Consider the following 25581-nt stretch of genomic DNA (forward strand, 5'->3'; position numbering starts at 1 on the left):
AATCCATCCCGTTCAAGGGCCGTACAAGTGGTGGATCGCCGCCGATGCGGCTCGAACCGCTGCCCCGGCTTCCTTGCGGACCCCGTGGCAACTCGGAGAACTCTACACGAGGTTCAGGGGTGCTTGCGCCGCCCCTTCCGCTTGCGGCGGTCATGCCGGGCGCAGGCCTCCTCGTACTCCCTGCGGTGCAGCTGCTCCCCGGGCGCCTCGACGAGGCAGCGGACGGCGTAGGCGAGCAGCGTGCCCACGAAGCCGATCAGCAGGAGGTTCTGCATGGACCGCTCGGCCGCCGCGTCCGCCGCGGGGTCCCGGCGGCGGACGAAGCCTTCCCAGGTGCGGCGGAAGGCGAGCGCGCTACAGATCGCGAAGCCCGCCACGACCAGCACGTTCACCAGGCTGCCGACCTTGGCGATCGTCAGCCCTTCGTAGCCGAAGCGCAGGACGAGTGCGCCCGCCGCCCCTGCGAGCAGGGCGCCGAGGCCCACGCCCGCGCGCCGCAGTGCATAGCCGCCGTCGTGGTGCAGCCAGGTCGTGCCGAAGAACCGGATCGGCTCGGGACGGGGACCGTCCGCTGCCGTGTGCTCGCCGCTCATGGCTCGATTATTACGGTCCGTCCCGCTCTCAACCCGAGCAGCGGTCCGCCACCAAGCCGCTGCTGCCCGTCTTCACATAGGCGTCCGCGACGTACTGGCCGGGGCCGATGTTGTCCCAGATGTTCGAGGTGCCGCAGGGGCCGGAGACGGTCTCGCCGTAGGTCTGGCAGCGGATCGGGATCCGGGAGCCCTGCGGGAGGACCTTCACAAGCTCGCTGTCGGTGCTCGGACCGCGGCGGACGTTGACCTGGTAGCCGGGTGCGATCGGGTAGGTGTCGGCCATCGCGGCTCTCCCCCGTGAGAGTGCTCAGGGCTCCGGCGGCGTACGAGAGGCGTCCGGGAGGCCTGGGGCACGTGAGACGTATGTAGACGTATGTAAATGCAACGGCAGGCTACAACCCGCCGTACGCGCTCCCGGGTCTGACGGGTGTCATCGATTAGGCTCGCGCCGCCGTCTACGGCCGAACAACACGGGGGTGGGGACCATGCGCCCGGAAGCGGACGATCCCGAGTACGCGGGTCGGTACCGCCTGGAGGGCCGGCTCGGCTCAGGGGGCATGGGGGTGGTGCACCTGGCCCGTTCCGCTTCGGGGCGACGCCTCGCGGTGAAGGTGGTGCACGCCGAGTACGCGGTGGACCCCGAGTTCAGGGCGCGGTTCCGGCAGGAGGTCGCTGCGGCGCGGCGGGTGAGCGGGGCGTTCACGGCGTCGGTGGTGGACGCGGACCCGGACGGCGAGCGGCCCTGGATGGCCACGGTCTTCATCCCCGGTCCCACGCTGGCCCACCGGGTGAAGCGGAACGGTCCGCTTGCGCCCGGCGAACTTCGGCGTCTGGCGGCTGGTCTGGCGGAGGCGCTGCGGGACATTCACCGTGCAGGAGTGGTCCACCGCGATCTCAAGCCGAGCAATGTGCTGCTCGCGGACGACGGGCCGAAGGTCATCGACTTCGGCATTTCCCGCCCGTACGACAGCGAATTGCGCACCGAGACGGGGAAGCTGATCGGTACGCCGCCCTTCATGGCGCCCGAGCAGTTCCAGCGGCCGCGCGAGGTGGGGCCTGCGGCGGATGTGTTCGCGCTGGCGTCGCTGCTGGTGTTCGCGGCGACGGGGCGGGGGCCGTTCGAGTCGGACAGTCCGTACATCGTCGCGTACCAGGTCGTGCACGACGATCCCGATCTGACCGGCGTGCCCGACGATCTCGTACCGCTGATCCGCGACTGTCTGGCCAAGGAACCGGCGGAGCGGCCGACGCCGGACGTGCTGATGGCCCGGCTGTCCCGGCCAGTGGCGACGGAGGCGGCGGTCGTGCCTGCGCCCGTGCCGGTCGCAGCAGAGCCCGTGCCGGCGCCCGTTCCTGCGTCCGCTCCCTCACCCGCGTCCCGCCGGGGTCCTCGCGGACGGTGGCTCGCGGCCGCTGCCGTGGCCATCGTGGCGCTCACGGCCAGTGGCACGTGGGTGTTGAGCGAAGAGATAGACAAACTTGACGACCCTCAACGCCCGAAGCAGTCGCAGCCGCATGCCGCCGACTCCTCGTGGCAGCCCTGGGAGACGACCGTCCCGGACGGCGGCGACGGAAAGGACGGTGAGGTGCGCGCCGGGTTCTGCACGTACGGGGACGGTGCGCTGTACTGCGCGGCGCGGGGTGTGCACGCCGCGCGGGTGGACGTCACGGGCGGCAAGGTGGCCTGGCGGCGGGCGGCCGTCGCGACGCTGCCGGGCCGGGGTGCACCGAGTGCGCCGCACGTGTCCGGCGGGCTGGTGCATGCGCTGTCGCCGGACAAGCGGGAGCTGTCCGCGCTCGATCCCCGGAGCGGCGAACCGCGCTGGACGCGCGACGTGTCCGCGTACGGGGGCCGGATCTTCTACGCGGGCGACACGGTGCTGTTGGTCGGGGCGGGCGGTACGGTCACGGCGATCGACGGTGCGACGAACAAGGAGCGGTGGAGCCACGGGCTTCCCGACGGCATCAAGCCGGTCTTCTCCTTCTACGGGAACGGGCCCGCGTATGCGGTGGCCCCGGCACCGGACGGGCGGCGCACCAGGGTCGTGGCCGTCGACCCGGTGACCGGCCGGACGCTGTGGGACTGGTCGGGCATGGGCAACCTGTCGACCGTGGGCACGGGGCCGGAGGACGCGGTGTTCTTCACCGAGAACGACGTCGAGCAGCGCGTCACGTCCGTGGTGCGTTACGAGCCGGGCGGGGCGCGGGAGGTGCGGGTGCCGCTGCCGACGCGGCTGCAGGTGGCGAGCGCCGTGGCACAGGGCGATCAGGTGTATCTGCTGTCGGCGGACGGCGGGTTGACGGCCGTCGGGACGGAGCAGGCGGGCGGGAGCAGGCAGTGGGGGCGGTTGTGGCGGCTGGAGACGTCCGTCTCCAATGCGTCGCAGCTGGTGGCTTCGGAGAGCAACCGGCTGTACTTCTCTGCCGCGGACGGGCGGCTGCTGGCCGTGGACAGCAGCGAGGGTGCGCTGCTGGGTCAGACGGGGGCCCGTCCGGGCAGGGCGGCCGGGGGTCTGGTGGACCTGGTGCCGGCGCCGGTGGTGGCGGAGGGGAAGGTGTTCGGGACCGCGCCGGACGGGACCGTGTTCGCGGTGGACGGGCTGAATCCGGCGGGGTGGCGGTGACGGGGCCCGTCACCGCCACCGGAGCTCGCCTCTCCGGAGCTCAGCTCTCCAGCCGGCTGATGTCCCGGACCGCGCCCTTGTCGGCGCTCGTGGCCATCGCCGCGTAGGCGCGCAGGGCCTGCGAGACCTTGCGGTCGCGGGCCTTCGGCGCGTACGTGCCGCCGAGCGCGTCCCGGCGGGCGGCCAGTTCCTCGTCGCTCACGAGGAGTTCGATCGAGCGGGCCGGGATGTCGATGCGGATCCGGTCGCCGTCCTCGACGAGGGCGATCGTGCCGCCCGACGCCGCCTCGGGCGAGGCGTGGCCGATCGAGAGGCCCGACGTGCCGCCGGAGAAGCGGCCGTCGGTGATCAGGGCGCACTTGGCGCCCAGGCCGCGGCCCTTGAGGAAGGAGGTGGGGTAGAGCATCTCCTGCATGCCGGGGCCGCCCTTGGGGCCCTCGTAGCGGACGACGACCACGTCGCCCTCCTTGACGCGCTTGTTCAGGATGGCGTCGACCGCCTCCTCCTGGGACTCGACCACGACGGCCGGGCCCTCGAAGGTCCAGATCGACTCGTCGACGCCGGCGGTCTTCACCACGCAGCCGTCGACCGCGAGGTTGCCGTGGAGGACGGCCAGGCCGCCGTCGGCGGAGTACGCGTGTGCGGTGTCGCGGATGCAGCCGCCCGCGGCGTCGAGGTCGAGGGACTGCCAGCGCTCGGACTGGGAGAAGGCCTGGGACGAGCGGACGCAGCCGGGGGCGGCGTGGAACAGCTCGACGGCCTCCGTGCTCGGGGAACCGCCGCGCACGTCCCAGCGCTTGAGCCACTCGGCGAGCGAGTCGGCATGGACGCTGTGGACCTCCTCGTGGAGGTGCCCGGCGCGCTGGAGCTCGCCCAGGATGGCAGGGATGCCGCCGGCCCGGTGGACGTCCTCCATGTGGTACGAGCCGTTGGGCGCGACCTTGCAGACGCAGGGGACGCGGCGCGAGACGGCGTCGATGTGCGGCATGCCGAAGTCGAGCCCGGCCTCCTGGGCGGCGGCCAGCAGGTGCAGGACGGTGTTGGTGGAGCCGCCCATGGCCACGTCGAGGGCCATGGCGTTCTCGAAGGCGGCGCGGGAGGCGACGGAGCGCGGGAGGACGGTGGCGTCGTCCTGCTCGTACCAGCGCTTGGTGATCTCGACGACGGTGCGGCCGGCGGCCTCGTAGAGGTCCTTGCGGGCGGTGTGGGTGGCGAGCGTCGAGCCGTTGCCCGGCAGGGCCAGGCCGAGGGCCTCGACGAGGCAGTTCATGGAGTTGGCGGTGAACATGCCGGAGCAGGAGCCGCAGGTCGGGCAGGCGGCCTCCTCGATGCGGGCCAGGTCCTCGTCGGAGACGCTCTCGGAGACGGCCTCGGACATGGCGCTGATGAGGTCGAGGTTGGTGCGGACGGTGCCGTCGACCAGGGTCGTCTTGCCGGCCTCCATGGGGCCGCCGGAGACGAAGACGGTGGGGATGTTCAGCCGCAGGGCGGCCATCAGCATGCCGGGCGTGATCTTGTCGCAGTTGGAGATGCAGATCAGCGCGTCGGCGCAGTGCGCCTCGGTCATGTACTCGACGGAGTCGGCGATCAGGTCGCGGGAGGGCAGCGAGTAGAGCATGCCGCCGTGGCCCATGGCGATGCCGTCGTCGACGGCGATGGTGTTGAACTCGCGGGGCACGCCGCCCGCCGCCTTGATCGCGTCGGAGACGATCCGGCCGACGGGCTGGAGGTGGGTGTGGCCCGGGACGAATTCGGTGAAGCTGTTCGCCACCGCGATGATCGGCTTGCCGAAGTCCTCGCGCGCTACGCCTGCTGCCCGGAGAAGGGCTCGGGCGCCCGCCATGTTGCGGCCGTGGGTGACGGTACGGGACCTCAGCTCGGGCATTGCGCTGCTCCACTCGTCGTCGCAGTCCTGTCTCCCGAGCCTACGCCCGTGATCCGGGATCCGGACGGGGTCTCCGAAATGTGAGACGGGACGGGGGTGCTCAGTCCCCCGTGAGGTGCCGTTGGACGGCCGGTGCGAGCATGGCGACGACCTGCTCGATGTCCGCCGACGCCAGCGGTTCGATCCTGATGACGTAGCGCAGCAGCGCCGCCCCGACCAGCTGGGACGCTGCCAGCTCCGCCCGCAGCCGGGCGTCCGGGACGTCCAGGCCGTCGGCGATCCGGGCCATCAGCCGGGTGCTGAGCAGGTCGCGGAAGATCGCGGCGGCGGTCTCGTTGGCGATGGCCGAGCGGACGACGGCGAGGATCGGCGCGCGGCTGACGGGGTTGTCCCACACGCCGAGGAAGAAGCGCGTCAGCCGCTCCCCGACCTCGTCCCGGCCGCCCGCCAGGACGATGTCCGGGGCTTCGAGCACGGGCGCGGCGACCACTTCCACGGCGGCCGCGAAGACCTGTTCCTTGGGCCCGAAGTAGTGGTGGACGAGAGCGGGGTCGACGCCCGCGCCGCGGGCGATGCCGCGGATGGACGCCTTGTCGTAGCCGTGCTCGGCGAACTCGGCGCGGGCCGCGGCGACGATGCGCTCGCGGGCGCCGGGGCCGCCGTCCGCGTCCGCGCGGGCGGGACGGCCGCGTCTGCGCGGGGCCGGGGTGGCGGGGGTGTCGGTCACGGCCGGGGCACGCCCGTCGGGGAGGCGAGGTGGAGGCGGGTGTAGGCGAGGGCCTCGGCGAGGTCGGCCTCGCGCTCGGCCGCGGACATGGCGCGGCGGGTGTTGACCTCGATGACGATGTGGCCGTCGAAGCCGCTGACGGCCAGCCGCTCCAGGAGCTCGGCGCAGGGCTGCTTGCCGCGGCCGGGGACGAGGTGCTCGTCCTTGGCGGAGCCGTTGCCGTCAGCGAGGTGGATGTGGGCCAGGCGGTCGCCCATGCGGTCGATCATCTGAAGGGCGTCGGTCCGGGCGGTCGAGGTGTGGGAGAGGTCGACGGTGAAGTGCCGGTAGTCGTCCTTGGTGACGTCCCAGTCGGGCGCGTAGGCGAGCATTTCGCGGTCGCGGTAGCGCCAGGGGTACATGTTCTCCACGGCGAACCGGACGTCGGTCTCGTCCGCCATGCGCCAGATGCCGCGCACGAAGTCGCGTGCGTAGGACCGCTGCCAGCGGAACGGCGGGTGGACGACGACGGTGCTCGCGCCGAGTTTCTCGGCGGCCGTGCGGGCGCGCTGCAGCTTGACCCAGGGGTCCGTCGACCACACGCGCTGGGTGATCAGCAGACAGGGGGCGTGAACGGCCAGGATGGGCACTTGGTGGTAGTCCGACAGCCGGCGCAGGGCGTCGATGTCCTGGCTGACGGGGTCGGTCCACACCATGACCTCGACGCCGTCGTAGCCGAGGCGGGCGGCGATCTCGAAGGCCGTCGCCGTCGACTCCGGGTAGACCGAAGCCGTGGACAGCGCGACCTTCGCATCCGGAATGCGCACCACTGGCTCTGTCACGAGGGACAGCGTATGCCCGCCCCTCCCGCCGGGGGCAGGTGGTCCGGGCGTGCGGCACGTCACCCGGCGGGCAGGGGCCGGCACCGGGTCATCCGGTGGGCAGGTGGTCCAGGCGGCGCAGGATGACGCCCTCGCGCAGGGCCCAGGGGCAGATGTCCAGTTCGTCCACGCCGTACAGGTCCATGGCCGCCTCCGCGACGAGGGCCCCGGCGAGCAGCTGGGACGCCCGCCCCTCGGATACACCGGGCAGGGCGGCGCGCTGGGCGGAGGTCATCTCGGCGAGCCGGGGCACCCAGTCCTCCAGGGCCTTCCGGCTGAGGGTGCGCTGGGTGTAGAGGCCCTCGGCGGAGCGGGCGGCGCCGGCGATGCGGGCGAGCTGTTTGAAGGTCTTGGACGTGGCGACGGTGCGGTCCGGCTCGCCGTGCCGGGCGAAGTCGCCGACGGTGCGGGCGATCTCGGTACGGACGTGCCGGCGCAGCGCCCGGACGTCCGCGGGGTCGGAAGGGTCGCCGGGGAGCCAGGCGGTGGTGAGCCGGCCGGCGCCGAGCGGGACGGACGAGGCGACGACGGGGTCCTCGTCCATGCCGTAGGCGACCTCCAGGGAGCCGCCGCCGATGTCGAGGACAAGGAGCTTTCCGGACGACCAGCCGAACCAGCGGCGGGCGGCCAGGAAGGTGAGCCGGGCCTCCTCGTCGCCGGTGAGGACGGGGAGGGTGACGCCGGTCTCGTGGTGGACGCGGGCCAGCACGTCGTCGGCGTTGGGGGCCTCGCGGACGGCGGAGGTGGCGAAGGGGAGGACCTCCTCGACGCCCTTGTCCTCGGCCGCCTCCAGCGCGTCCTTGATCACGGCGATGAGCCGTTCGACCCCGGCATCGCTTATGGCTCCCTCGTCGTCGATCAGCTCCGCCAGGCGCAGTTCGGCCTTGTGCGAGTGGGCGGGCAGGGGGCGCGCACCCGGGTGCGCGTCGACCACCAGCAGATGGACGGTATTGGAACCCACGTCGAGGACACCGAGTCTCATGGCCTGAACGCTACTGCGGGGTCGGGGGCCGCATAGGCTTGAGGGGTGGCAAAGACGAAGAAGGCCGACCCGGACAAAGCGCGGGACAAAGCCGCCAAGAAGCAGGCGAAGCTCGCCGAGAAGGCCGCCAAGGCCCTCAGGGCCTCCGACGAGGTCGGGCTCGACTTTGCCCGGGCATGGGTGGAATTCCCCGATCCCGCCGACGACGAACAGCTCTTCCGCTGCGACCTGACGTGGCTCACGTCGCGCTGGACCTGCATCTTCGGCAGCGGCTGCCACGGCATCAAGGCCGGGCGCGCCGACGACGGCTGCTGCACGCTGGGCGCGCACTTCTCCGACGAGGACGACGAGAAGCGTGTCGCGGGGCACGTGGCCCGGCTCACGCCGGACATCTGGCAGTTCCACGACGTGGGCACCGACTCCGGCTGGACCCAGACGGACGACGACGGCGAGCGGCAGACGCGGCGCTGGAAGGGCTCGTGCATCTTCCAGAACCGCCCCGGCTTCGCCGGCGGCGCGGGCTGCTCCCTGCACATCCTGGCCCTCAAGGAGGGCCGCGAGCCGCTGGAGACCAAGCCGGACGTGTGCTGGCAGCTGCCGGTGCGGCGGACGTTCGACTGGATCGACCGGCCGGACGACACACAGGTGCTCCGCATCACGATCGGCGAGTACGACCGTCGCGGCTGGGGCCCCGGCGGCCACGACCTGCACTGGTGGTGCACGTCGGCGAAGTCCGCGCACGGCGCCGGGGAGCCGGTGTTCGTGTCGTACCGGGCCGAGCTGATGGAGCTGATGGGCAAGGAAGGGTACGGGCGGCTGGTGGAGTTGTGCGAGGAGCGGATGGCAGCGGCGCTGCCGATGGCTCCGCATCCGGCTGATCCGGTGCGGTAGACCGGTCTTCGCGCCTCGTAGGGGCGCTACCGGGAGCCGCCCCCTTCGATCGTCACCGTTGAACGACCGGGGGCGATCGCCACTCGCGCCCGCCAGTGCGCCGCAGGCTCCCTCGTGCGGTCCACCGTCACCGTGACCGTGATCGACTGGCCCGGGCGGAGGACCCCGCCCGGCTGGCTCAGGCGGAGCCACGGGGCGCTCGCCGACATCGACCAGCTCACCGGTTCTCCCCCGCTCGCGGCGAGCGTGATGAGCGTGGCCCCGCCGCTCGGCTGGGCCTCCACGGTCAGCCGGCCGGGGCCGCGGGCGGCCGTGCGTCCGTCCGGACCGGTCACCGCCACCGAGAGGTCGGAGATCCGGTGGCCGACCGACTCCCGCGCGGACGCCTCCTCGTACGGCTCCTGCTCCTGTTCGTAGGGATGCCCGCCCAGGCTGTCGGTCTCGGTGGCCGACACGGAGGCCGCCCCCTGTTCCTCCCCCCGGTACGCGGCCCACAGCGCCAGCACGGGCGCGGCGACGACGGTCGCGACGACGGTCGTCGTCACCGCCCCGCTCCGCAGCCGGCTGCGCCGCGCGGCACGGTCCTTGGGGGCGAGGGGGAAACCGCCGCGGTCGAAGCGCGGCGTCACGCGCTGGCGCTGCAGGCGCGGGTCGAGGGCGTGCAGCATGGCGGCGCACGCCGCCGCCCGCGGCGCCTCCAGCACGGGCAGCGTGGCCGAGGAGGCCGCGGTGCCGGGCCACGGCTCCCCGGCGGTGGCGCGCTCGGCGGTGCGGCGGCAGTCGGCGCACTCGTCGACGTGCCGCACGAGTTCGCGTCGCAGGGCCGCGCCGAGCAGGACCTCGGTGCCCTCGGCGAACCGGGAGACGACCGGGCAGCGGCCGGACTCCACGACGGCGAGCGCGGTGCGGGTGCGCTCGACCTCGCAGGCGGCGGTGGAGAGCAGGGTCCGGGCGGCGTCGGGGTCCAGCCGCAGCACGACGGCGACCTCGTGCGGGGCGAGCCCGTGGCGGACGGCGAGTTCGAGCGCCTCGCGCTGCTCGGCCGTGGTGCCGGCGGCCTCGGGCCAGGCGAGCAGGGCGAGTTCGGCCCGGCGCCGGGGGTCGGCGGTGCCGTCGGGGCCACGGCCGGGGCCCGGCCCGGCGAGCCGGCGCAGGCACTCCCAGCGGGCGAGGGCGTAGAGCCAGGCGCGGTGCAGCTCCTCGGCGGCGGGGGCGCGGTCGGCGCGGCGCTCGGCGAGGGCGAGGACCTCGCCGAGGGCGGCGGTGGCGGCGTCGTGCTCGCACAGGACGGACAGACAGTAGGTGAACAGGCCGTCCAGGTACGGCTCGTGGCGCGCGGCCGGCCCCTGGGGGGCGGCGCGCCGGCCGTCGCCGGGCAGCGGCCGGCGGGGCGGGCCGTCCGGCGCGGCGGCGCGGTCCGGGGCGACGACCGTGGGCTGGGCCGCGCGCGGCGCACGGCGGGAGGCGCGGAGCGCGCCGGTGGCATGCGTGGGGGGCTCGGGCCTGCTCGTCATCCCGGCGACGGTAGGGCGGCCCCGCGGCCTCGTCCGCCTGGCTCACTGAGGATTACGCCGTTCAGGTGAATCGCTCCCTCGAAAGGGGACAGGAACTGTTCATTCCGTCCCGAGTTGCGTAGGTGGCGCACTCGGCGGGAGGACTCCGGCGCGCGGGGCGCGAACCACGGCACAGACACCACCGCGTGCCCGGGAGGCTCGCCCTGTGCCCGGGGCAGGGGGCGCCCGCGGCACCGCGCTGTCGGTGGCCACCGCTACGGTGGCTCGCATGGCTGCCCGTACCTCTCGCTCGTCCGCCAAGGACCGGCCCTCCTACCGCTGCACCGAGTGCGGCTGGACCACTGCCAAGTGGCTCGGCCGCTGCCCGGAGTGCCAGGCGTGGGGCACGGTCGAGGAGTACGGCGCGCCCGCCGTGCGCACGACGGCGCCCGGCCGCGTCACCTCGGCGGCGCTGCCCATCGCCCAGGTCGACGGCCGGCAGGCCACCGCCCGCGGCACGGGCGTGCCCGAGCTGGACCGGGTGCTGGGCGGCGGGCTCGTCCCCGGCGCGGTGGTGCTGCTCGCGGGCGAGCCCGGCGTCGGCAAGTCGACGCTCCTGCTGGACGTGGCCGCCCGCGCGGCCTCCGAGGAGCACCGCACGCTCTATGTGACGGGCGAGGAGTCGGCGAGCCAGGTGCGGCTGCGCGCCGACCGCATCGGCGCCCTCTCGGAGCACCTGTACCTGGCGGCCGAGACGGATCTGTCCGTGGTGCTCGGGCACCTCGACTCGGTCAAGCCCGCGCTGCTGGTCCTGGACTCGGTGCAGACGGTCGCCTCCCCGGAGATCGACGGCGCCCCGGGCGGCATGGCCCAGGTGCGCGAGGTGGCCGGCGCCCTGATCCGGGCCTCCAAGGAGCGCGGCATGTCGACGCTCCTGGTCGGCCACGTCACCAAGGACGGCGCCATCGCGGGCCCCCGCCTGCTGGAGCACCTGGTCGACGTCGTCCTGCACTTCGAGGGCGACCGGCACGCCCGCCTCCGCCTGGTGCGCGGCGTGAAGAACCGCTACGGGGCGACGGACGAGGTCGGCTGCTTCGAGTTGCACGACGAGGGCATCACGGGCCTGGCCGACCCCTCCGGCCTCTTCCTGACCCGGCGCGCCGAGCCCGTCCCCGGCACCTGCCTCACGGTCACCCTGGAGGGCCGCCGCCCGCTGGTGGCCGAGGTCCAGGCGCTGACGGTGGACTCTCAGATCCCCTCCCCGCGGCGCACCACCTCGGGCCTGGAGACGTCCCGCGTCTCGATGATGCTCGCCGTCCTGGAGCAGCGCGGCCGGATCAGCGCGCTGGGCAAGCGCGACATCTACAGCGCGACGGTCGGCGGCGTGAAGCTCTCCGAGCCCGCGGCCGATCTGGCCGTCGCGCTCGCCCTGGCCAGCGCAGCGAGCGACACCCCGCTGCCGAAGAACCTGGTGGCCATCGGCGAGGTGGGCCTGGCGGGCGAGGTCCGCCGGGTCACGGGCGTCCAGCGGCGGCTGGCCGAGGCGGCCCGGCTGGGCTTCACCCATGCCCTGGTCCCGTCCGACCCGGGGAAGATCCCGCCGGGCATGCGGGTCCAGGAGGTGGCGGACATAGGCGATGCGCTCCGGGTGCTGCCGGGGCGTCCGCGCCGGGAGAGCCGCCGGGCGGAGAGGCCGGAGGCGGGGGCGCAGGCCCGACCGGACGAGAGCCCCCTTTAATAGGCTGGGCGCCAGTAGACTTTGCCCTGGTCCCGCCCGTACGTACACGGCATCGTTCCGACAGCGGTCCCGTCACGTACGCGACAGCAGGGCGGCCTGCGGCACCGTTGACCTTGCGACCGGAGGAGTGCAGTGGCAGCCAACGACCGGGCATCGGGCCCCGGCAGGGCCGGGGGTGGCTCCGGTTCCGACGGTCTGATGCGCGCTTCGCTGAGCGCCGTCGCGCCCGGCACGGCCTTGCGCGACGGCCTGGAGCGAGTCCTTCGCGGCAACACCGGCGGGCTCATCGTCCTCGGCATGGACAAGACCGTCGAGTCGATGTGCACCGGCGGCTTCGTCCTCGATGTGGAGTTCACCGCCACCCGCCTGCGCGAGCTGTGCAAGCTGGACGGTGCGCTGATCATCGACAAGGACGTCACCAAGATCGTGCGGGCCGGCGTCCAGCTCTATCCGGACGCCTCGATCCCCACCGAGGAGACGGGCACCCGGCACCGCACGGCGCAGCGGGCGTCCATCCAGTCCGGCTTCCCGGTGGTCTCGGTGAGCCAGTCGATGCGGCTGATCGCGCTGTACGTGGGCGGTGAGCGGCGCGTGCTGGAGGAGTCCGGCGCCATCCTCTCCCGCGCCAACCAGGCGCTGGCCACCCTCGAGCGCTACAAGCTCCGCCTCGACGAGGTCGCGGGCACCCTCTCCGCCCTGGAGATCGAGGATCTGGTGACCGTGCGCGACGTCACCGCCGTCTCCCAGCGCCTGGAGATGGTGCGCCGCATCGCCACCGAGATCGCGGAGTACGTGGTCGAGCTGGGCACCGACGGCCGGCTGCTGTCGCTCCAGCTGGACGAGCTGATCGCCGGCGTCGAGCCGGAGCGCGAGCTGGTCGTGCGGGACTACGTGCCCGAGCCGACGGCGAAGCGCACCCGCACGGTCCCCGAGGCGCTCTCCGAGCTGGATTCCCTCACCCACGCCGAGCTGCTCGAACTGCCCATCGTGGCCCGGGCCCTGGGCTACAGCGGCTCCCCCGAGACGCTCGACTCGGCCGTCTCCCCGCGTGGTTACCGGCTGCTGGCCAAGGTGCCCCGGCTGCCCGGGGCCATCATCGAGCGGCTCGTGGACCACTTCGGCGGGCTGCAGAAGCTGCTGGCCGCCAGCGTGGACGACCTGCAGACGGTCGACGGTGTCGGCGAGGCCCGCGCCCGCTCGGTCCGCGAGGGCCTCTCGCGGCTGGCGGAGTCCTCGATCCTGGAGCGCTACGTCTAACTACGTCCGGCTACGTCCAGGAGGTGCGCCCCGTCAGGGGCGCGGGGCGCCGCCGAAGGCATACGTAAATGGCATACGCAGAAGTGCGTACGCGAAAGGGGCGCGGTCTCGCGCCCCTTTCGTCATTGCTCCAGTTTGAAATCCACCTTCTCGGTGACACCCGCGACCTTGACCTCCACCCGGTAGGTGCCGGGCCCGGCGGTCTGGCTGCCGGAGGGGGTCGCGCACTGCGGGGCGCTCCGCTTGCGGTCCCACTCCAGCGTGCGCTTGGTCTCGCCCGAGCCCGGGAGCTCGACGAACAGGGAGGAGGTGCCGCGCGGGCAGTCGTCGGAGGCCCAGACGTGGTCGTCGCCGCCGGTGTTGGTGATCTTCAGCTGGGCGGCGGCCGCACCGAAGTCGACCTTGCAGGCGCTGCCCCCGGTGTTCTCCACCACGACCTCGAACTTCGGCTTCTCGCCCGGCCCGTAGGAGTCCTTGACGCTGCGCACGGCCAGCTTGACCGAACCGGAGGCACAGTCCGGCAGCTTCGACTCGGACAGCACGGCCTTGCCGTCCGCGGTCACCGCCAGGCCCGGCCCGCCGCCGAAGCCGCCCGCGACGACGCCGCCACCGCCACCGCTGCGGCCCGCGGCACCGCCGCTGCCGCCCCCGGTGTCACCGCCGCCACCCGAATCACCGCGCCCGCCCGGCCGTTGGCTGTAGTGCGGCCCCGACGGGGTGGGCCCGGGGGTGATGGTGGTCTCGGCGGGCCCGCCCTTGCCGTCGGAGGAGCCGTCGGAGGAGTCCTTGGACCCGCCGCCACCCCCGAAGGAGAACAGCCAGAACGCCAGCAGGGCGAGAAGGGCGAGCACGCCCAGCGCAACTCCCCTCCGCCGCCAATAGATGGAGGAGGGAAGCGGCCCGATCGGATTGCGCAGTGATCCCACGCGAAAACTCTACGAGAGATCGGGCGGGGCACCAGCCAGTACCCGCCGTAGGAGTGCCTGCTTTTCTCATCATCTGCCCGGTAACAGAGGGCTGTTACCGGTCACGGTCAGTGATGCGTCGTCACATTCCACTCGGCCTTGTGGCCGAAACGCTTCCCGTTGTCGATCAAACGCAGCCAGTCCGGCCGCAGTTCCCAGAGGTCGGTGCGCTCCATCGCCTGCCGCAGCCGCTCCGTCTGCTCGACGTAGGGGTAGCGGGAGCGGTACGCCTCCCACGCGGCTGCGCGCTCCTCGCCCTCCAGGCGGCGGCAGGTGCCGCGCCCCTGAAGGCCGGTCAGGGCGGACCACTCCTGTCCGTCGCGCTGGGCGGTGAAGGCGACGCGGCCCTCCCCGCCCGACAGGGAACGGCCGTGCCGGGTGGTGACGGAGGTGACGAAGACGAGAGCGGGCCCGGCGGAGCCGGACGCGACGGCGTAGAGGACGGCGCAGGCCTGCGGCCCGTCCTCGTCGGCGTACGCCAGGGTCATGGTCGTGTGCGCGTCCAGGGCGGCCCGGATGTCGGGCGGCAGCGACGGGCCGGGGGTGTGCGACGTCATGATCCCATTCCATCACCGCATCCCCTCGGGCCCCGCGGCCTCCCGCGGTCCGGGTCAGCTCCGGTGGCAGAGGAACTTCCGGGCTCCCCCGGCCGGTCCCGCCTCCACGATCGAGCTCGGGCACCCTTCGGGGCAGACGGGCGGTGCGGCCGCGGAGTTCAGGAACCGCTCCGGCGGGTGCCGGCAGGTCGAGCAGTACCAGCCCGGCGCAAGTCCGGGGACGGGTGTGACGTCCCACCACAGCGGGTTCGCACACACCCTGCAGCAGACCACGGGCGGGGCGTCACGGCCGGTTTCCATGCCGCCCATCGTCGCCGAACGCACTTTCCGCACGCACGGGTTGACGAGGACGATCACCCGAACGGGAAGGCCCGCCGCCCCCGCGCGTTTCGCCCGCACGCCCACCCGTGCCAGGATCGGGAACGCCATGACTGCCATGCCCGAAACCCCCGCCGTCGTCCCGTCCCTGCTGCACGCGCCCGTCATCGACTGGTTCGACGAACACGCCCGCGACCTGCCGTGGCGCCGCCCGGAGGCCGGTGCGTGGGGCGTGATGGTGAGCGAGTTCATGCTCCAGCAGACGCCGGTCAGCCGTGTGCTGCCGGTGTACGAGGAGTGGCTGGCCCGCTGGCCGCGGCCCGCGGCGCTGGCCGCCGAGCCGCCGGGCGAGGCGGTGCGCGCCTGGGGCCGCCTCGGCTATCCGCGGCGCGCGCTGCGGCTGCACGCCGCCGCGGCGGCCATAGCGGAGCAGCACGGCGGCGAGGTGCCGAGCGACCACGCGCAGCTGCTGGCGCTGCCGGGAGTCGGCGAGTACACGGCCGCGGCGGTGGCGTCGTTCGCGTACGGGCAGCGGCACGCAGTGCTGGACACCAACGTCCGCCGGGTCTTCGCGCGCGCCGTGAGCGGGGCCCAGTACCCGCCGAACGCCACGACGGCCGCCGAGCGCAGGCTGGCCCGCGCCCTGCTGCCGGACGAGGAGCCGGTGGCCGCGCTCTGGGCCGCGGCGACCATGGAGCTGGGCGCGCTGGTGTGCACGGCGCGCACGCCCGCATGCATGCGCTGCCCGATCGCGGACCGCTGCGCATGGCGGGCGGCGGGCTCCCCGGCCCACGACGGCCCGCCGCGCCGCGGCCAGACGTACGCCGGTACGGACCGGCAGGTGCGCGGCAAGCTCCTGGCCGTGCTGCGGGAGGCGGTCGCGCCCGTGCCGCAGCGGGCGCTGGACGCGGTGTGGGACGAGCCGGTGCAGCGCGCCCGGGCGCTGGACGGGCTGGTGTCCGACGGCCTGGTGGAGCCGCTGCCGGACGGCACGTACCGGCTGCCGCTGACCTGACGGGAGTCCCACGGGCGGTACGCCGGGACCGTTACGGAAGCCCGCCCGGGAACACAGTGCGGAATGGGACAGAGCAGCTGTTTCCGCGTTCTTTCCCGCCCCACGGGTCCCGCTGTTACACAACCTATGGATAGCTGTGCTCCAGCCGACGGGCTCTCGCACATCACGCCGCAACAGCGTCTCCGTAGCGTCCTTCTCGTGCTGGAGGACCACCAGCGAGGCACGGGGACGCAAGCGGAATGGAGGCTGCGAGTATGGCCAGCAGCGGCAAGGTTCTGGACTTCGAAGAGTACGTGCGCAACCGTCAGGACGCTCTCCTGCGCAGCGCCCGCCGCCTCGTCCCGGACCCCATCGACGCGCAGGACCTGCTCCAGACCGCCCTCGTCCGCACCTACGGCCGCTGGGAAGGCATAGCGGACAAGTCGCTGGCCGACGCCTACCTGCGCCGTGTCATGATCAACACTCGTACGGAGTGGTGGCGCGCCCGGAAGCTCGACGAGGTGCCCACCGAGCAGCTCCCCGACGCCAGCGTCGAGGACGGCACCGAGCAGCACGCCGACCGCGCCCTGCTGATGGACGTCCTCGGAGTCCTGGCGCCCAAGCAGCGCAGCGTGGTCGTGCTGCGACACTGGGAGCAGATGAGCACCGAGGAGACCGCGGAGGCGCTCGGCATGTCGACCGGCACGGTCAAGAGCACGCTGCACCGGGCCCTGGCCCGGCTGCGCCAGGAGCTGGAGGCCCGGGACCTCGACTTCCACGCCCTGGAGCGCAACGAGCGGGGGCAGGAACGGTGCGCGGCCTGAAAAAGGCGGCTGAGAACAAGCCGGCACTGATCACCGGTGGCGCGGTCGCCGCAATGGCCGCTGCCGCCGGTCTTCTGCTGGCCGGATGCAGTGGCAGCAGCGAGGGTGTGCGCAAGGAGGGCCCCGCGCAGACCCAGTCCGCCGCCAAGGCGACGCGGATCCCCTCGGCGTCGGCCGCTCCCGTCCAGGAGAAGGTCGACGCCGTCAAGCTGATCAAGAACGACCCCAAGGTCAGCGATCAGATCAAGAAGAACCTCAAGCCGTGCACGAAGGACCAGTACCCGGTCGACGTGACGTACGGCAATCTCACCGGCGGCCCCCGGCCCGATGTCGTCGTCAACATCCTGACCTGCGGTGATTCGTTCGGCGTGGGGTCGTATGTGTACCGTGCGAAGGACGAGTCCGGCGACGCCTACGAGAACGTCTTCACCGCCGAGCAGTCGCCCGTCTACGCCGACATAGACCGCAAGGACCTCCAGGTCACCAGACAGGTCTACGCTCCGGGCGACGCGGTGTGCTGTCCTTCGGGGCAGGATGTGCTGATGTACCAGTGGGCGAACGACGAATTCAAGGAAACCGGCCGGACGCACACCGACTACAGCAAGGTGGGCAACACCGGCAAGGTGCCGAGTACGGGAACGGAGGGCTGAGAGCGGCGTGGCCGATACGCATGTGCTCTTCGTCGAGGACGACGACGTCATCCGCGAGGCGACGCAGCTCGCGCTGGAGCGCGACGGCTTCATGGTGACCGCGGTGCCGGACGGGCTGACGGGCCTGGAGCGCTTCCGCGCCCAGCGGCCCGACATCGCCCTGCTCGACGTGATGGTGCCGGGACTGGACGGGGTCAGCCTGTGCCGCCGGATCCGCGACGAGTCCACCGTCCCCGTGATCATGCTGTCGGCGCGCGCGGACTCCATCGACGTCGTCCTCGGCCTGGAGGCCGGCGCCGACGACTACGTGACCAAGCCCTTCGACGGCGCCGTGCTCGTCGCCCGCATCCGCGCCGTGCTGCGCCGCTTCGGCCACGCCAGCGGCAACGGCACGGGCACGGCGGACGGCGCCCCCGAGACCATCGACGGCGGTGTGCTGCGCTTCGGCGACCTCGAGGTCGACACGGACGGCATGGAGGTCCGCAAGGCCGGCGACCCCGTCGCCCTCACCCCGACCGAGATGCGGCTGCTGCTGGAGTTCTCGGCCGCCCCCGGCACCGTCCTCTCCCGCGACCGGCTGCTGGAGCGCGTGTGGGACTACGGCTGGGGCGGCGACACCCGGGTCGTGGACGTCCACGTCCAGCGACTCCGCGGCAAGATCGGCCAGGACCGGATCGAGACGGTCCGCGGCTTCGGCTACAAGCTCAGAGGCTGAGCGTCCGGTGGTCCCGTGGTGAAGCTCGCCCTCCGCAGTGGCCTGCGCTGGAAGGTCAGCCTGGCCATCGCTGCCGTGGGCGCGCTCGTCGCCGTCGCGCTGAGCCTCGTGGTGCACAACGCGGCACGCGTCTCCATGCTCAACAGCGCGCGCGACGTCATGGACTCCCGGGTGCAGATCGCCCAGCGCTTCTACGAGTCCTCGGGCGGCAAGCTGATGCTCCGCGCCAAGCTGGACGACCCGGCCCTGCCCAAGCCCCTGCGGGAGGCCGCCGACCTGGGCCAGCGGGCCACGTATCTGCAGGACAGCGGCAGCGGCGCCCCCGAGGTGTGGGCCTCGGTGCCGCTGCGCAACGGCAAGATCCTCTCCATCCACAACCGCTTCGACGACCGCTTCGACATCCTCGACGACCTCGACCGGGCCCTGATCATCGGCTCGGTCTCCGTCGTGCTCGGCGGCACCGCGCTCGGCATCCTCATCGGCGGCCAGCTCTCGCGCCGGCTGCGCAAGGCCTCCGTCGCCGCCCGCAGGCTCGCCGAGGGCGAGACCGACGTGCGGGTCCGCGACGCCATCGGCGGCCGGGTGCGCGACGAGACCGACGACCTGGCCCGCGCCGTCGACGGCATGGCCGAGGCCCTCCGCAGCCGACTGGAGGCCGAGCGGCGCGTCACCGCAGACATCGCCCACGAGCTGCGCACCCCCGTCACCGGTCTGCTCACCGCCGCCGAACTGCTGCCCCCGGGCCGCCCCACCGAGCTCGTCCGGGACCGGGCGCAGGCCATGCGCACCCTGGTCGAGGACGTCCTGGAGGTCGCCCGGCTGGACGGCTTCGCCGAGCGGGCCGAGATGCAGGACATCGAGCTGGGCGAGTTCGTGCTGCGCCGGGTGCGGGCGTTCCTGCCGGAGGCCCGGGTGCGGGTGCTGCGCGAGGCCTACGTCTCCACGGACCCGCGCCGCCTGGAGCGCATCCTCGGCAATCTGCTGGCCAATGCGGCCAAGCACGGCAGGACCCCCGTGGAGGTCACGGTCGAGGGCCGGGTCGTCCGGGTCCGCGACCACGGCTCCGGCTTCCCCGAGGAGCTGCTGAAGGAGGGCCCGAGCCGCTTCCGCACCGGCAGCGCGGACCGCGCCGGCAAGGGCCACGGCCTGGGCCTGACCATCGCCGCGGGCCAGGCCCGCGTCCTGGGCGCCCGCCTGACCTTCCGCAACGCGGACCCGGCCGGGCCGGGCGGCGGGGGCGCGATCGCGGTGCTCTGGCTCCCGGAGTCGTCCCCGACGGACACGGGAACATTCCCGATCATCCAGGTCCCGGACTGAGAACCATCGCGCCCCGAAGGGGCGCGGGGCTGTGACATCAGCGGCTCCGCCGCGTGGACGCGACCAGCCGAAACGGACCCGCAGCCGATCGACGGCCTAAAGCCCGACCCCGTGATCCCGCAGAAAGCGACCCGGCTCGACGGCGGAGCCGTAATCCGCCGTCGTACGGATCTCGAAGTGCAGATGCGGCCCGGTCGAGTTCCCGGTAGAGCCGGACAGACCGATCTCCTGGCCGGTCCCCACGGTCTGCCCGACGCTCACCTCGACCGCCGACAGGTGGGCGTACTGCGAGTACGTGCCGTCAGCGTGCTTGACGACGATGGCGTTGCCGTACGCGGGCCCGTCGCCGCCGCCGTTCGGGCCGGCCTTGACGACCGTGCCGCCGTGCACGGCCTTGACCCGGGTGCCGGTGGGGACCACGAGGTCCTGGCCGCTGTGCTTGTTGGCCCAGTGGCTGCCGTCGATGCCGAAGGGCTGGCCGATGGCGTACCCGTCGACCGGGGCGACCCACGCCTCGATCCGGCGGCGCTCCTCCGCGGCACGGCCGGCCCGCTCGGTCTCGGCGGCTCGCTTCTCCTTCTCCGCGGCCCGCAGCTGCGTGGCGGCCTGCGCCTGCAGGGCGTCGCCGACGGCAGCCGTGGCCGCGTACGCCGGAATCTCGTTCGGCTCCGAATCCGCCGCCAGCGCCGCACCCGGCCCGCATGCCAGCGACGCCCCCAGCCCGGCGGCCACCGCGAGGGCTGCACGGGTGCGGACGGACGTGCTGACGTTGCAGAGAACGGTGCGCTTCGGCATACGGACAGAGCCTCCAAGGATCCCGGACATGAACAAGCCCCGGCCACAGGCCGGGGGCGGTCTCCCTTGGTAGCGCGTTTCCGTATGCCGGACCAAAGCGGGCATCTCCTAAGGAGGGCCGTAGCGGCAGGGCCGGGAACTCGGCGCACGGCAGGCCGCTGCGGCGATCCCCTCCTGCTATCCCGCCTAGTACCGGGGAATCGGGCTGTGCGGCTTGTCACGGCCCGCAGGCGGTGACGGGGCAAAAGAGAGCGGCCCCGGAACCGCTTTCACGGTTCCGGGGCCGCTCACCCGGTACAGCAGGCGCCTATGGCGCCGTTACGCGTCCTTGGACAGGTTGGGCCCGGCGCCGCCACCCGTCGCCGACTCCACCGGCGGGGTGTCGGGAAGCGCGGACTTCTCCTCGCCACGGAAGGTGAACTTCTTCTCCTCGCCTTCGCCCTCGGTGCCGACGACGACGATGTGGCCCGGACGCAGCTCCCCGAAGAGGATCTTCTCGGAGAGGATGTCCTCGATCTCGCGCTGGATGGTGCGGCGCAGCGGCCGGGCACCCAGGATCGGGTCGTAGCCCTTCTTCGCGAGCAGCTGCTTGGCGTCCGCGCTGAGCTCGATGCCCATGTCGCGGTCCTTGAGGCGCTCGTCCACCTTGGCGATCATCAGGTCGACGATCTGGATGATGTCTTCCTGGCTGAGCTGGTGGAAGACCACCGTGTCGTCGACACGGTTGAGGAACTCCGGCCGGAAGTGCTGCTTGAGCTCCTCGTTGACCTTCGCCTTCATCCGCTCGTACCCGGTCTTGACGTCGCCCTGGGCGGCGAAGCCCAGGTTGAAGCCCTTGGAGATGTCCCGGGTGCCGAGGTTGGTGGTCATGATGATGACCGTGTTCTTGAAATCGACCACGCGGCCCTGGGAATCGGTCAGGCGACCGTCCTCCAGGATCTGCAGCAGCGAATTGAAGATGTCCGGGTGGGCCTTCTCGACCTCGTCGAAGAGGACGACGGAGAACGGCTTGCGGCGCACCTTCTCGGTGAGCTGGCCGCCCTCTTCGTAACCCACGTATCCGGGCGGGGAACCGAAGAGCCGCGAGACGGTGTGCTTCTCGCTGAACTCCGACATGTCGAGGGAGATCAGGGCGTCCTCGTCGCCGAAGAGGAATTCGGCGAGCGTCTTGGACAGCTCCGTCTTACCGACACCCGAGGGGCCGGCGAAGATGAACGATCCGCCGGGGCGCTTCGGGTCCTTGAGGCCCGCACGCGTGCGCCGGATGGCCTGGGAGAGCGCCTTGATGGCGTCCTTCTGGCCGATGACGCGCTTGTGCAGCTCGTCCTCCATGCGCAGCAGGCGGGAGGACTCCTCCTCGGTGAGCTTGAAGACCGGGATGCCCGTGGCGGTGGCCAGGACCTCGGCGATCAGCTCGCCGTCGACCTCGGCGACGACGTCCATGTCGCCGGCCTTCCACTCCTTCTCCCGCTTGGCCTTGGCGGCCAGCAGCTGCTTCTCCTTGTCGCGGAGGGAAGCGGCCTTCTCGAAGTCCTGCGAGTCGATCGCGGACTCCTTCTCGCGGCGCACGTCGGCGATCTTCTCGTCGAACTCGCGGAGGTCCGGCGGAGCGGTCATCCGGCGGATGCGCATCCGGGAGCCGGCCTCGTCGATCAGGTCGATCGCCTTGTCCGGCAGGAAGCGGTCCGAGATGTAGCGGTCGGCCAGGGTGGCGGCCTGGACCAGGGCCTCGTCCGTGATGGAGACCCGGTGGTGGGCCTCGTAGCGGTCGCGCAGGCCCTTGAGGATCTCGATCGTGTGCGGCAGCGACGGCTCGGCGACCTGGATGGGCTGGAAGCGGCGCTCCAGGGCGGCGTCCTTCTCCAGGTGCTTGCGGTACTCGTCGAGCGTGGTGGCGCCGATCGTCTGCAGCTCGCCCCGCGCCAGCATCGGCTTGAGGATCGAGGCCGCGTCGATCGCGCCCTCGGCGGCACCCGCACCCACCAGGGTGTGGAGCTCGTCGATGAACAGGATGATGTCGCCGCGGGTGCGGATCTCCTTGAGGACCTTCTTCAGGCGCTCCTCGAAGTCACCGCGGTAGCGGGAGCCCGCGACGAGGGCACCGAGATCGAGGGTGTAGAGGTGCTTGTCCTTGAGGGTCTCGGGCACCTCGCCCTTGACGATGGCCTGGGCCAGCCCCTCGACGACGGCGGTCTTGCCGACGCCGGGCTCGCCGATGAGGACCGGGTTGTTCTTGGTGCGGCGGGACAGCACCTGCATGACCCGCTCGATCTCCTTCTCGCGCCCGATGACCGGGTCGAGCTTGGACTCGCGGGCGGCCTGCGTCAGGTTGCGGCCGAACTGGTCCAGGACGAGCGAGGTCGAGGGCGTGCCCTCGGCCGGGCCGCCGGCGGTGGCGGCCTCCTTGCCCTGGTAGCCGGAGAGCAGCTGGATGACCTGCTGCCGCACCCGGTTCAGATCGGCACCCAGCTTGACCAGGACCTGGGCGGCGACGCCCTCGCCCTCGCGGATCAGGCCGAGCAGGATGTGCTCGGTGCCGATGTAGTTGTGGCCGAGCTGGAGGGCCTCGCGGAGCGACAGCTCCAGGACCTTCTTGGCACGGGGGGTGAAGGGGATGTGGCCGGACGGGGCCTGCTGGCCCTGGCCGATGATCTCCTCCACCTGCTGGCGGACCGCCTCGAGCGAAATCCCGAGGCTCTCCAGGGCCTTAGCGGCGACACCCTCACCCTCGTGGATCAGGCCCAGGAGGATGTGCTCGGTGCCGATGTAGTTGTGGTTGAGCATCCGGGCTTCTTCCTGAGCCAGGACGACAACCCGCCGCGCGCGGTCGGTGAACCTCTCGAACATCGTTAATCGCTCCTCAGAGCGGTCAGGCAGTTAGGGGTCGGTCCCCTCCCTGTCCTTCCGCATGCTAGTCCCGCTGGGCGGGACAGCTCATTCCAACTGCCGACACCCGTCCTTGGCCTCCTGCCCCGAACAGCCGACATCTGCTCCAACCCGATGTTGGGAGACGATGTTCCCGCAGGCCAGGCATATACGCCCACCACCACTACGCCCATGGCGAACGCCCGCTTGGCCCGACACGCCCGCCCCGGACCCGCGCACCACCTCGGTGATACGCCGAGCGCGCTGCTATACCGCCTCTCCCCACGGGGAATGTCCTACCCGCGGGCACGGACGCTCCATGCAGCGCGGGCACCGGCCCTCCGCTACGGGCGAACACCCTCGCGCCACCGGGAGCGCTTGTGCGCCCCATATTCCTTACACACAGCGTGCCCAACTCCCCACTCTGCGTAACTTCTTGGGGCTTTCACAGTTGCACCGTCCATGACGGCGGCCCCTTCGCACCTCCATGGTCCCGCGCCGGTCTCCCGGCGCCGGTGGTACGAGCAGGCCCTCGGCTGGCCGGTCGCGGACGGGCCGCCCGTGGAGCTGCTCACCGGGGTGCGGTTCGATGCCCTGGGGCTGCCCGTGGACGCCGGTCTCGCGGTGCTGCAGCGGCTGCCGCCGGCCGGTCCCGCCGCCTTCGATCCCCGGGCCCGGAAGGTCTGGTTCCTGACCGCGGCGGGCAGTGCCGACGAGCTGCCGGGGCTGATCGAATGGCTGGAATGGGGCGGGGTCGCCCTGGATCTGACCGCACAGGGGTCCGGCGGCCGGATCGCCGCTCCCGCGCCGGCGGGCGGGGGTCACGGCGTACCGGGGGGCGGCCCCGGAGCCTCACAGGAGGCCGTCTGGCTGCGGCCTCCCCGGCCGGGGTGCGAGGTCGAGCCGACGTTGCCGGCGACCGGCCTCGGGGGCGAAGGTGCCGCCCCCGGTCTCGTACGGCTCGTGAGCGCGGCGGCCACGGAGTGCCACCGGGCCCGGCTGCTGCGCGCCGGTGCGGCACGCAGGCGTCAGCCGTCGGGAGATCGGCCTGATCAGCCGTTGGCCTTCTCGTACGCCTCACGGATGTCGGCGGGGACGCGGCCACGGTCGTTGACGTTGTAGCCGTTCTCCTTGGCCCACGCGCGGATCTTCGCGGTGTCCGGGCTGCCGACGGACGCGGCGCGGACCTTCCCGCGAGCACCCGCGGAGCGGCCACCGGTGCGGCGGCCGGCCTTCACGAAGTCCTCGAGCGCATCGCGCAGCTTGTCCGCGTTGGCCGTGTTGAGGTCGATCTCGTAGGTCTTGCCGTCCAGGGCGAACGTCACGGTCTCGTCCGCCTCGCCGCCGTCGAGGTCATCGACAAGAAGGACCTGAACCTTCTGCGCCACGGGGATTCCTTTCATCAGCGGAAAAGGGATTACGAAGGAATAGCAAACCGCCTTTCCCGGAAAAACACAAACCCCCGGGGAAGGTTCAGCCCGCCTTCCCGGCGGGAACGATGCCTTCCGGGCCCGCACGATAGGGGCGCGATTCGGACATAGGGACCGCGCTTCACAGATGCAGAAGCATCCGGCTGTTGCCAAGGGTGTTCGGCTTCACTCGTTCGAGACCCAGGAACTCGGCAACGCCCTCGTCATAGGAACGCAGCAGCTCGCTGTAGACATCACCGTCCACCGGGGTCTCACCGATCTCGACGAAGCCGTGCTTCGTGAAGAAGTCGACTTCGAAGGTGAGGCAGAAAATGCGCCGCACGCCGATCCAGCGGGCCGTCCGCAACAGCTTGTCCAGTACCTGGTGCCCGACTCCCGCACCCCGGACGTCCGGGTCGACGGCGAGAGTGCGGACCTCGGCGAGGTCTTCCCACATCACATGCAGTGCACCGCACGCGATGACAGTACCGTCCTCGTCGCGCTCGGCGACCCAGAACTCCTGGATGTCCTCGTAAAGCGTCACCGTGGCTTTGTCGAGGAGGATGCGGTCGCGGGCGTAGGTGTTGATGAGCTCGCGCACCGCGGGCACATCGCTGGTCCGGGCCCGACGGACGGTGACGGCATTTGATAGAGCAGCCTTGACAGATGCAGTGGACACAGCCGGACGCTATCGTCCCGGCGTGCCGGGGGTCTCGCCGGGCCCGTCGAGTTGGACGACCCGGATCGCATCGCGCAGGGCCTCGCGTTGTTCGGCCGACATCATGCCGAAGAAGGCGACGAGGGCGGCCGCCGGGTTGTCGCTGACCGACCAGGCTTCGTTCATCAGTGCGGCCGAGTACGCCGCCCGGTTCGAGACCGCCTCATATCGATAGGCCCGGCCTTCGGCTTCCCGCCGCAGCCAGCCCTTCTGATACAGGTTGTCCATTACGGTCATCACGGTCGTGTAGGCGATGGACCGTTCCTGCTGAAGGTCCTCGAGGACTTCCCGAACAGTGACCGGCCGGTTCCACTCCCACACGCGCGTCATCACGGCGTCTTCCAGTTCACCCAGGCGTCGAACCACACGCGAATAATAGTGGGAGATGTCTCGAATGCCGGTTT

General features: G+C 72.0%; 25 protein-coding genes. 10 read left to right on the forward strand and 15 right to left on the reverse strand.

Annotated features, from left to right (window positions below):
- Positions 1-113: 113 nt before the first annotated feature.
- Entirely contained in the window at positions 114-593 is a 480-nt protein-coding gene (locus ACWD4B_RS17315; RefSeq protein WP_451421530.1) for a hypothetical protein, read from the reverse strand.
- Between the two features lie 28 nt (positions 594-621).
- Positions 622-876 (reverse strand): SH3 domain-containing protein, encoded by a 255-nt coding sequence (locus ACWD4B_RS17320; protein WP_336417362.1) that lies wholly within the window; start codon positions 874-876, stop codon positions 622-624.
- A gap of 202 nt (positions 877-1078) precedes the next feature.
- Here ACWD4B_RS17320 and ACWD4B_RS17325 point away from each other — a divergent pair, with 202 nt between their 5' ends.
- The gene (locus ACWD4B_RS17325) at positions 1079-3217 is read left to right on the forward strand and encodes a serine/threonine-protein kinase (protein WP_451421531.1); all 2139 of its coding nucleotides are present in this window, start codon (positions 1079-1081) and stop codon (positions 3215-3217) included.
- A 40-nt stretch (positions 3218-3257) separates the two neighbouring features.
- Here the strand turns inward: ACWD4B_RS17325 and ilvD are convergent, their stop codons facing one another.
- The 4 genes from ilvD to ACWD4B_RS17345 all read right to left on the reverse strand — a co-directional run bounded on the left by ilvD (position 3258) and on the right by ACWD4B_RS17345 (position 7671).
- Positions 3258-5102, reverse strand: a complete 1845-nt coding sequence (gene ilvD / locus ACWD4B_RS17330) for a dihydroxy-acid dehydratase (protein ID WP_451421532.1) — start codon at positions 5100-5102, stop codon at positions 3258-3260.
- Between the two features lie 100 nt (positions 5103-5202).
- A complete protein-coding gene (locus tag ACWD4B_RS17335; RefSeq protein ID WP_451421533.1) occupies positions 5203-5829 on the reverse strand; it encodes a TetR/AcrR family transcriptional regulator in 627 nt (208 codons plus the stop codon).
- Positions 5826-6650 (reverse strand): sugar phosphate isomerase/epimerase family protein, encoded by an 825-nt coding sequence (locus ACWD4B_RS17340; protein WP_171083662.1) that lies wholly within the window; start codon positions 6648-6650, stop codon positions 5826-5828. Before ACWD4B_RS17340 ends, ACWD4B_RS17335 begins: the two co-directional genes overlap by 4 nt.
- A gap of 88 nt (positions 6651-6738) precedes the next feature.
- Entirely contained in the window at positions 6739-7671 is a 933-nt protein-coding gene (locus ACWD4B_RS17345; protein WP_451421534.1) for a Ppx/GppA phosphatase family protein, read from the reverse strand.
- Between the two features lie 45 nt (positions 7672-7716).
- Between ACWD4B_RS17345 and ACWD4B_RS17350 the strand changes: the two genes are divergently transcribed.
- Entirely contained in the window at positions 7717-8562 is an 846-nt protein-coding gene (locus ACWD4B_RS17350; protein ID WP_451421535.1) for a hypothetical protein, read from the forward strand.
- A gap of 26 nt (positions 8563-8588) precedes the next feature.
- Here ACWD4B_RS17350 and ACWD4B_RS17355 read toward each other — a convergent pair whose 3' ends face one another.
- Positions 8589-10076 carry a BACON domain-containing protein gene (locus ACWD4B_RS17355; RefSeq protein ID WP_451421536.1) on the reverse strand — a complete coding sequence of 496 codons (1488 nt, stop codon included), beginning with the start codon at positions 10074-10076 and terminating at the stop codon, positions 8589-8591.
- Positions 10077-10344: 268 nt separating this feature from the next.
- On the opposite strand from ACWD4B_RS17355, the gene radA reads away from it, so the two are divergent.
- Complete coding sequence (gene radA / locus ACWD4B_RS17360; protein ID WP_451421537.1) at positions 10345-11793, forward strand: DNA repair protein RadA; 1449 nt, start codon at positions 10345-10347, stop codon at positions 11791-11793.
- A 132-nt stretch (positions 11794-11925) separates the two neighbouring features.
- On the forward strand, positions 11926-13050 hold the full coding sequence (disA, locus tag ACWD4B_RS17365; protein WP_336410768.1) for a DNA integrity scanning diadenylate cyclase DisA: 1125 nt from the start codon (positions 11926-11928) through the stop codon (positions 13048-13050).
- 122 nt (positions 13051-13172) lie between these two features.
- On the opposite strand, the gene ACWD4B_RS17370 is transcribed toward disA, so the two are convergent.
- The 3 genes from ACWD4B_RS17370 to ACWD4B_RS17380 all read right to left on the reverse strand — a co-directional run bounded on the left by ACWD4B_RS17370 (position 13173) and on the right by ACWD4B_RS17380 (position 14872).
- Positions 13173-13976 carry a hypothetical protein gene (locus ACWD4B_RS17370; RefSeq protein WP_451421538.1) on the reverse strand — a complete coding sequence of 268 codons (804 nt, stop codon included), beginning with the start codon at positions 13974-13976 and terminating at the stop codon, positions 13173-13175.
- Positions 13977-14083: 107 nt separating this feature from the next.
- On the reverse strand, positions 14084-14572 hold the full coding sequence (locus ACWD4B_RS17375) for a pyridoxamine 5'-phosphate oxidase family protein (RefSeq protein WP_451421539.1): 489 nt from the start codon (positions 14570-14572) through the stop codon (positions 14084-14086).
- 54 nt (positions 14573-14626) lie between these two features.
- Positions 14627-14872 carry a hypothetical protein gene (locus ACWD4B_RS17380; RefSeq protein WP_451421540.1) on the reverse strand — a complete coding sequence of 82 codons (246 nt, stop codon included), beginning with the start codon at positions 14870-14872 and terminating at the stop codon, positions 14627-14629.
- A gap of 127 nt (positions 14873-14999) precedes the next feature.
- Here ACWD4B_RS17380 and ACWD4B_RS17385 point away from each other — a divergent pair, with 127 nt between their 5' ends.
- The 5 genes from ACWD4B_RS17385 (at position 15000) to cseC (ending at position 19390) form a co-directional block, all read left to right on the forward strand.
- Entirely contained in the window at positions 15000-15905 is a 906-nt protein-coding gene (locus ACWD4B_RS17385) for an A/G-specific adenine glycosylase (RefSeq protein ID WP_451421541.1), read from the forward strand.
- Positions 15906-16159: 254 nt separating this feature from the next.
- Positions 16160-16708 carry a SigE family RNA polymerase sigma factor gene (locus tag ACWD4B_RS17390; protein ID WP_336410764.1) on the forward strand — a complete coding sequence of 183 codons (549 nt, stop codon included), beginning with the start codon at positions 16160-16162 and terminating at the stop codon, positions 16706-16708.
- The gene (locus ACWD4B_RS17395) at positions 16696-17358 is read left to right on the forward strand and encodes a hypothetical protein (RefSeq protein WP_336410763.1); all 663 of its coding nucleotides are present in this window, start codon (positions 16696-16698) and stop codon (positions 17356-17358) included. The genes ACWD4B_RS17390 and ACWD4B_RS17395 overlap by 13 nt, the downstream gene beginning before the upstream one ends.
- 7 nt (positions 17359-17365) lie before the next feature.
- Positions 17366-18073 carry a two-component system response regulator CseB gene (gene cseB, locus ACWD4B_RS17400; RefSeq protein ID WP_336410762.1) on the forward strand — a complete coding sequence of 236 codons (708 nt, stop codon included), beginning with the start codon at positions 17366-17368 and terminating at the stop codon, positions 18071-18073.
- A gap of 15 nt (positions 18074-18088) precedes the next feature.
- Positions 18089-19390, forward strand: a complete 1302-nt coding sequence (cseC, locus tag ACWD4B_RS17405; RefSeq protein ID WP_451421542.1) for a two-component system sensor histidine kinase CseC — start codon at positions 18089-18091, stop codon at positions 19388-19390.
- 96 nt (positions 19391-19486) lie between these two features.
- Here cseC and ACWD4B_RS17410 read toward each other — a convergent pair whose 3' ends face one another.
- The gene (locus ACWD4B_RS17410) at positions 19487-20185 is read right to left on the reverse strand and encodes a M23 family metallopeptidase (RefSeq protein WP_451421543.1); all 699 of its coding nucleotides are present in this window, start codon (positions 20183-20185) and stop codon (positions 19487-19489) included.
- A gap of 318 nt (positions 20186-20503) precedes the next feature.
- Positions 20504-23032, reverse strand: coding sequence for an ATP-dependent Clp protease ATP-binding subunit (locus tag ACWD4B_RS17415; protein ID WP_336410759.1), 2529 nt, complete (start codon positions 23030-23032; stop codon positions 20504-20506).
- Positions 23033-23512: 480 nt separating this feature from the next.
- Here ACWD4B_RS17415 and ACWD4B_RS17420 point away from each other — a divergent pair, with 480 nt between their 5' ends.
- Positions 23513-24172, forward strand: a complete 660-nt coding sequence (locus tag ACWD4B_RS17420) for an SCO3374 family protein (RefSeq protein ID WP_451421544.1) — start codon at positions 23513-23515, stop codon at positions 24170-24172.
- On the opposite strand, the gene ACWD4B_RS17425 is transcribed toward ACWD4B_RS17420, so the two are convergent.
- The 3 genes from ACWD4B_RS17425 to ACWD4B_RS17435 form a co-directional block, all read right to left on the reverse strand.
- Entirely contained in the window at positions 24103-24438 is a 336-nt protein-coding gene (locus ACWD4B_RS17425) for a histone-like nucleoid-structuring protein Lsr2 (RefSeq protein ID WP_451421545.1), read from the reverse strand. The genes ACWD4B_RS17420 and ACWD4B_RS17425 overlap by 70 nt on opposite strands.
- A gap of 163 nt (positions 24439-24601) precedes the next feature.
- Positions 24602-25138: an amino-acid N-acetyltransferase gene (locus ACWD4B_RS17430; protein ID WP_451421546.1), complete on the reverse strand. Its 537-nt coding sequence runs from the start codon at positions 25136-25138 to the stop codon at positions 24602-24604.
- A gap of 9 nt (positions 25139-25147) precedes the next feature.
- Positions 25148-25543: a BlaI/MecI/CopY family transcriptional regulator gene (locus tag ACWD4B_RS17435; RefSeq protein ID WP_390776840.1), complete on the reverse strand. Its 396-nt coding sequence runs from the start codon at positions 25541-25543 to the stop codon at positions 25148-25150.
- Positions 25544-25581: the final 38 nt, after the last annotated feature.

The organism is Streptomyces sp. NPDC002536 (assembly GCF_053594995.1).

Bases quoted from the DNA above. Each gene is read 5' to 3' on its own strand.
- ACWD4B_RS17315 (WP_451421530.1), bottom strand. From the start codon at position 593: ATGAGCGGCGAGCACACGGCAGCGGACGGTCCCCGTCCCGAGCCGATC.
- ACWD4B_RS17320 (WP_336417362.1), bottom strand. From the start codon at position 876: ATGGCCGACACCTACCCGATCGCACCCGGCTACCAGGTCAACGTCCGC.
- ACWD4B_RS17325 (WP_451421531.1), top strand. From the start codon at position 1,079: ATGCGCCCGGAAGCGGACGATCCCGAGTACGCGGGTCGGTACCGCCTG.
- ilvD (WP_451421532.1), bottom strand. From the start codon at position 5,102: ATGCCCGAGCTGAGGTCCCGTACCGTCACCCACGGCCGCAACATGGCG.
- ACWD4B_RS17345 (WP_451421534.1), bottom strand. From the start codon at position 7,671: ATGAGACTCGGTGTCCTCGACGTGGGTTCCAATACCGTCCATCTGCTG.
- ACWD4B_RS17355 (WP_451421536.1), bottom strand. From the start codon at position 10,076: ATGACGAGCAGGCCCGAGCCCCCCACGCATGCCACCGGCGCGCTCCGC.
- radA (WP_451421537.1), top strand. From the start codon at position 10,345: ATGGCTGCCCGTACCTCTCGCTCGTCCGCCAAGGACCGGCCCTCCTAC.
- ACWD4B_RS17375 (WP_451421539.1), bottom strand. From the start codon at position 14,572: ATGACGTCGCACACCCCCGGCCCGTCGCTGCCGCCCGACATCCGGGCC.
- ACWD4B_RS17380 (WP_451421540.1), bottom strand. From the start codon at position 14,872: ATGGAAACCGGCCGTGACGCCCCGCCCGTGGTCTGCTGCAGGGTGTGT.
- ACWD4B_RS17385 (WP_451421541.1), top strand. From the start codon at position 15,000: ATGACTGCCATGCCCGAAACCCCCGCCGTCGTCCCGTCCCTGCTGCAC.
- ACWD4B_RS17390 (WP_336410764.1), top strand. From the start codon at position 16,160: ATGGCCAGCAGCGGCAAGGTTCTGGACTTCGAAGAGTACGTGCGCAAC.
- ACWD4B_RS17410 (WP_451421543.1), bottom strand. From the start codon at position 20,185: ATGCCGAAGCGCACCGTTCTCTGCAACGTCAGCACGTCCGTCCGCACC.
- ACWD4B_RS17415 (WP_336410759.1), bottom strand. From the start codon at position 23,032: ATGTTCGAGAGGTTCACCGACCGCGCGCGGCGGGTTGTCGTCCTGGCT.
- ACWD4B_RS17420 (WP_451421544.1), top strand. From the start codon at position 23,513: ATGACGGCGGCCCCTTCGCACCTCCATGGTCCCGCGCCGGTCTCCCGG.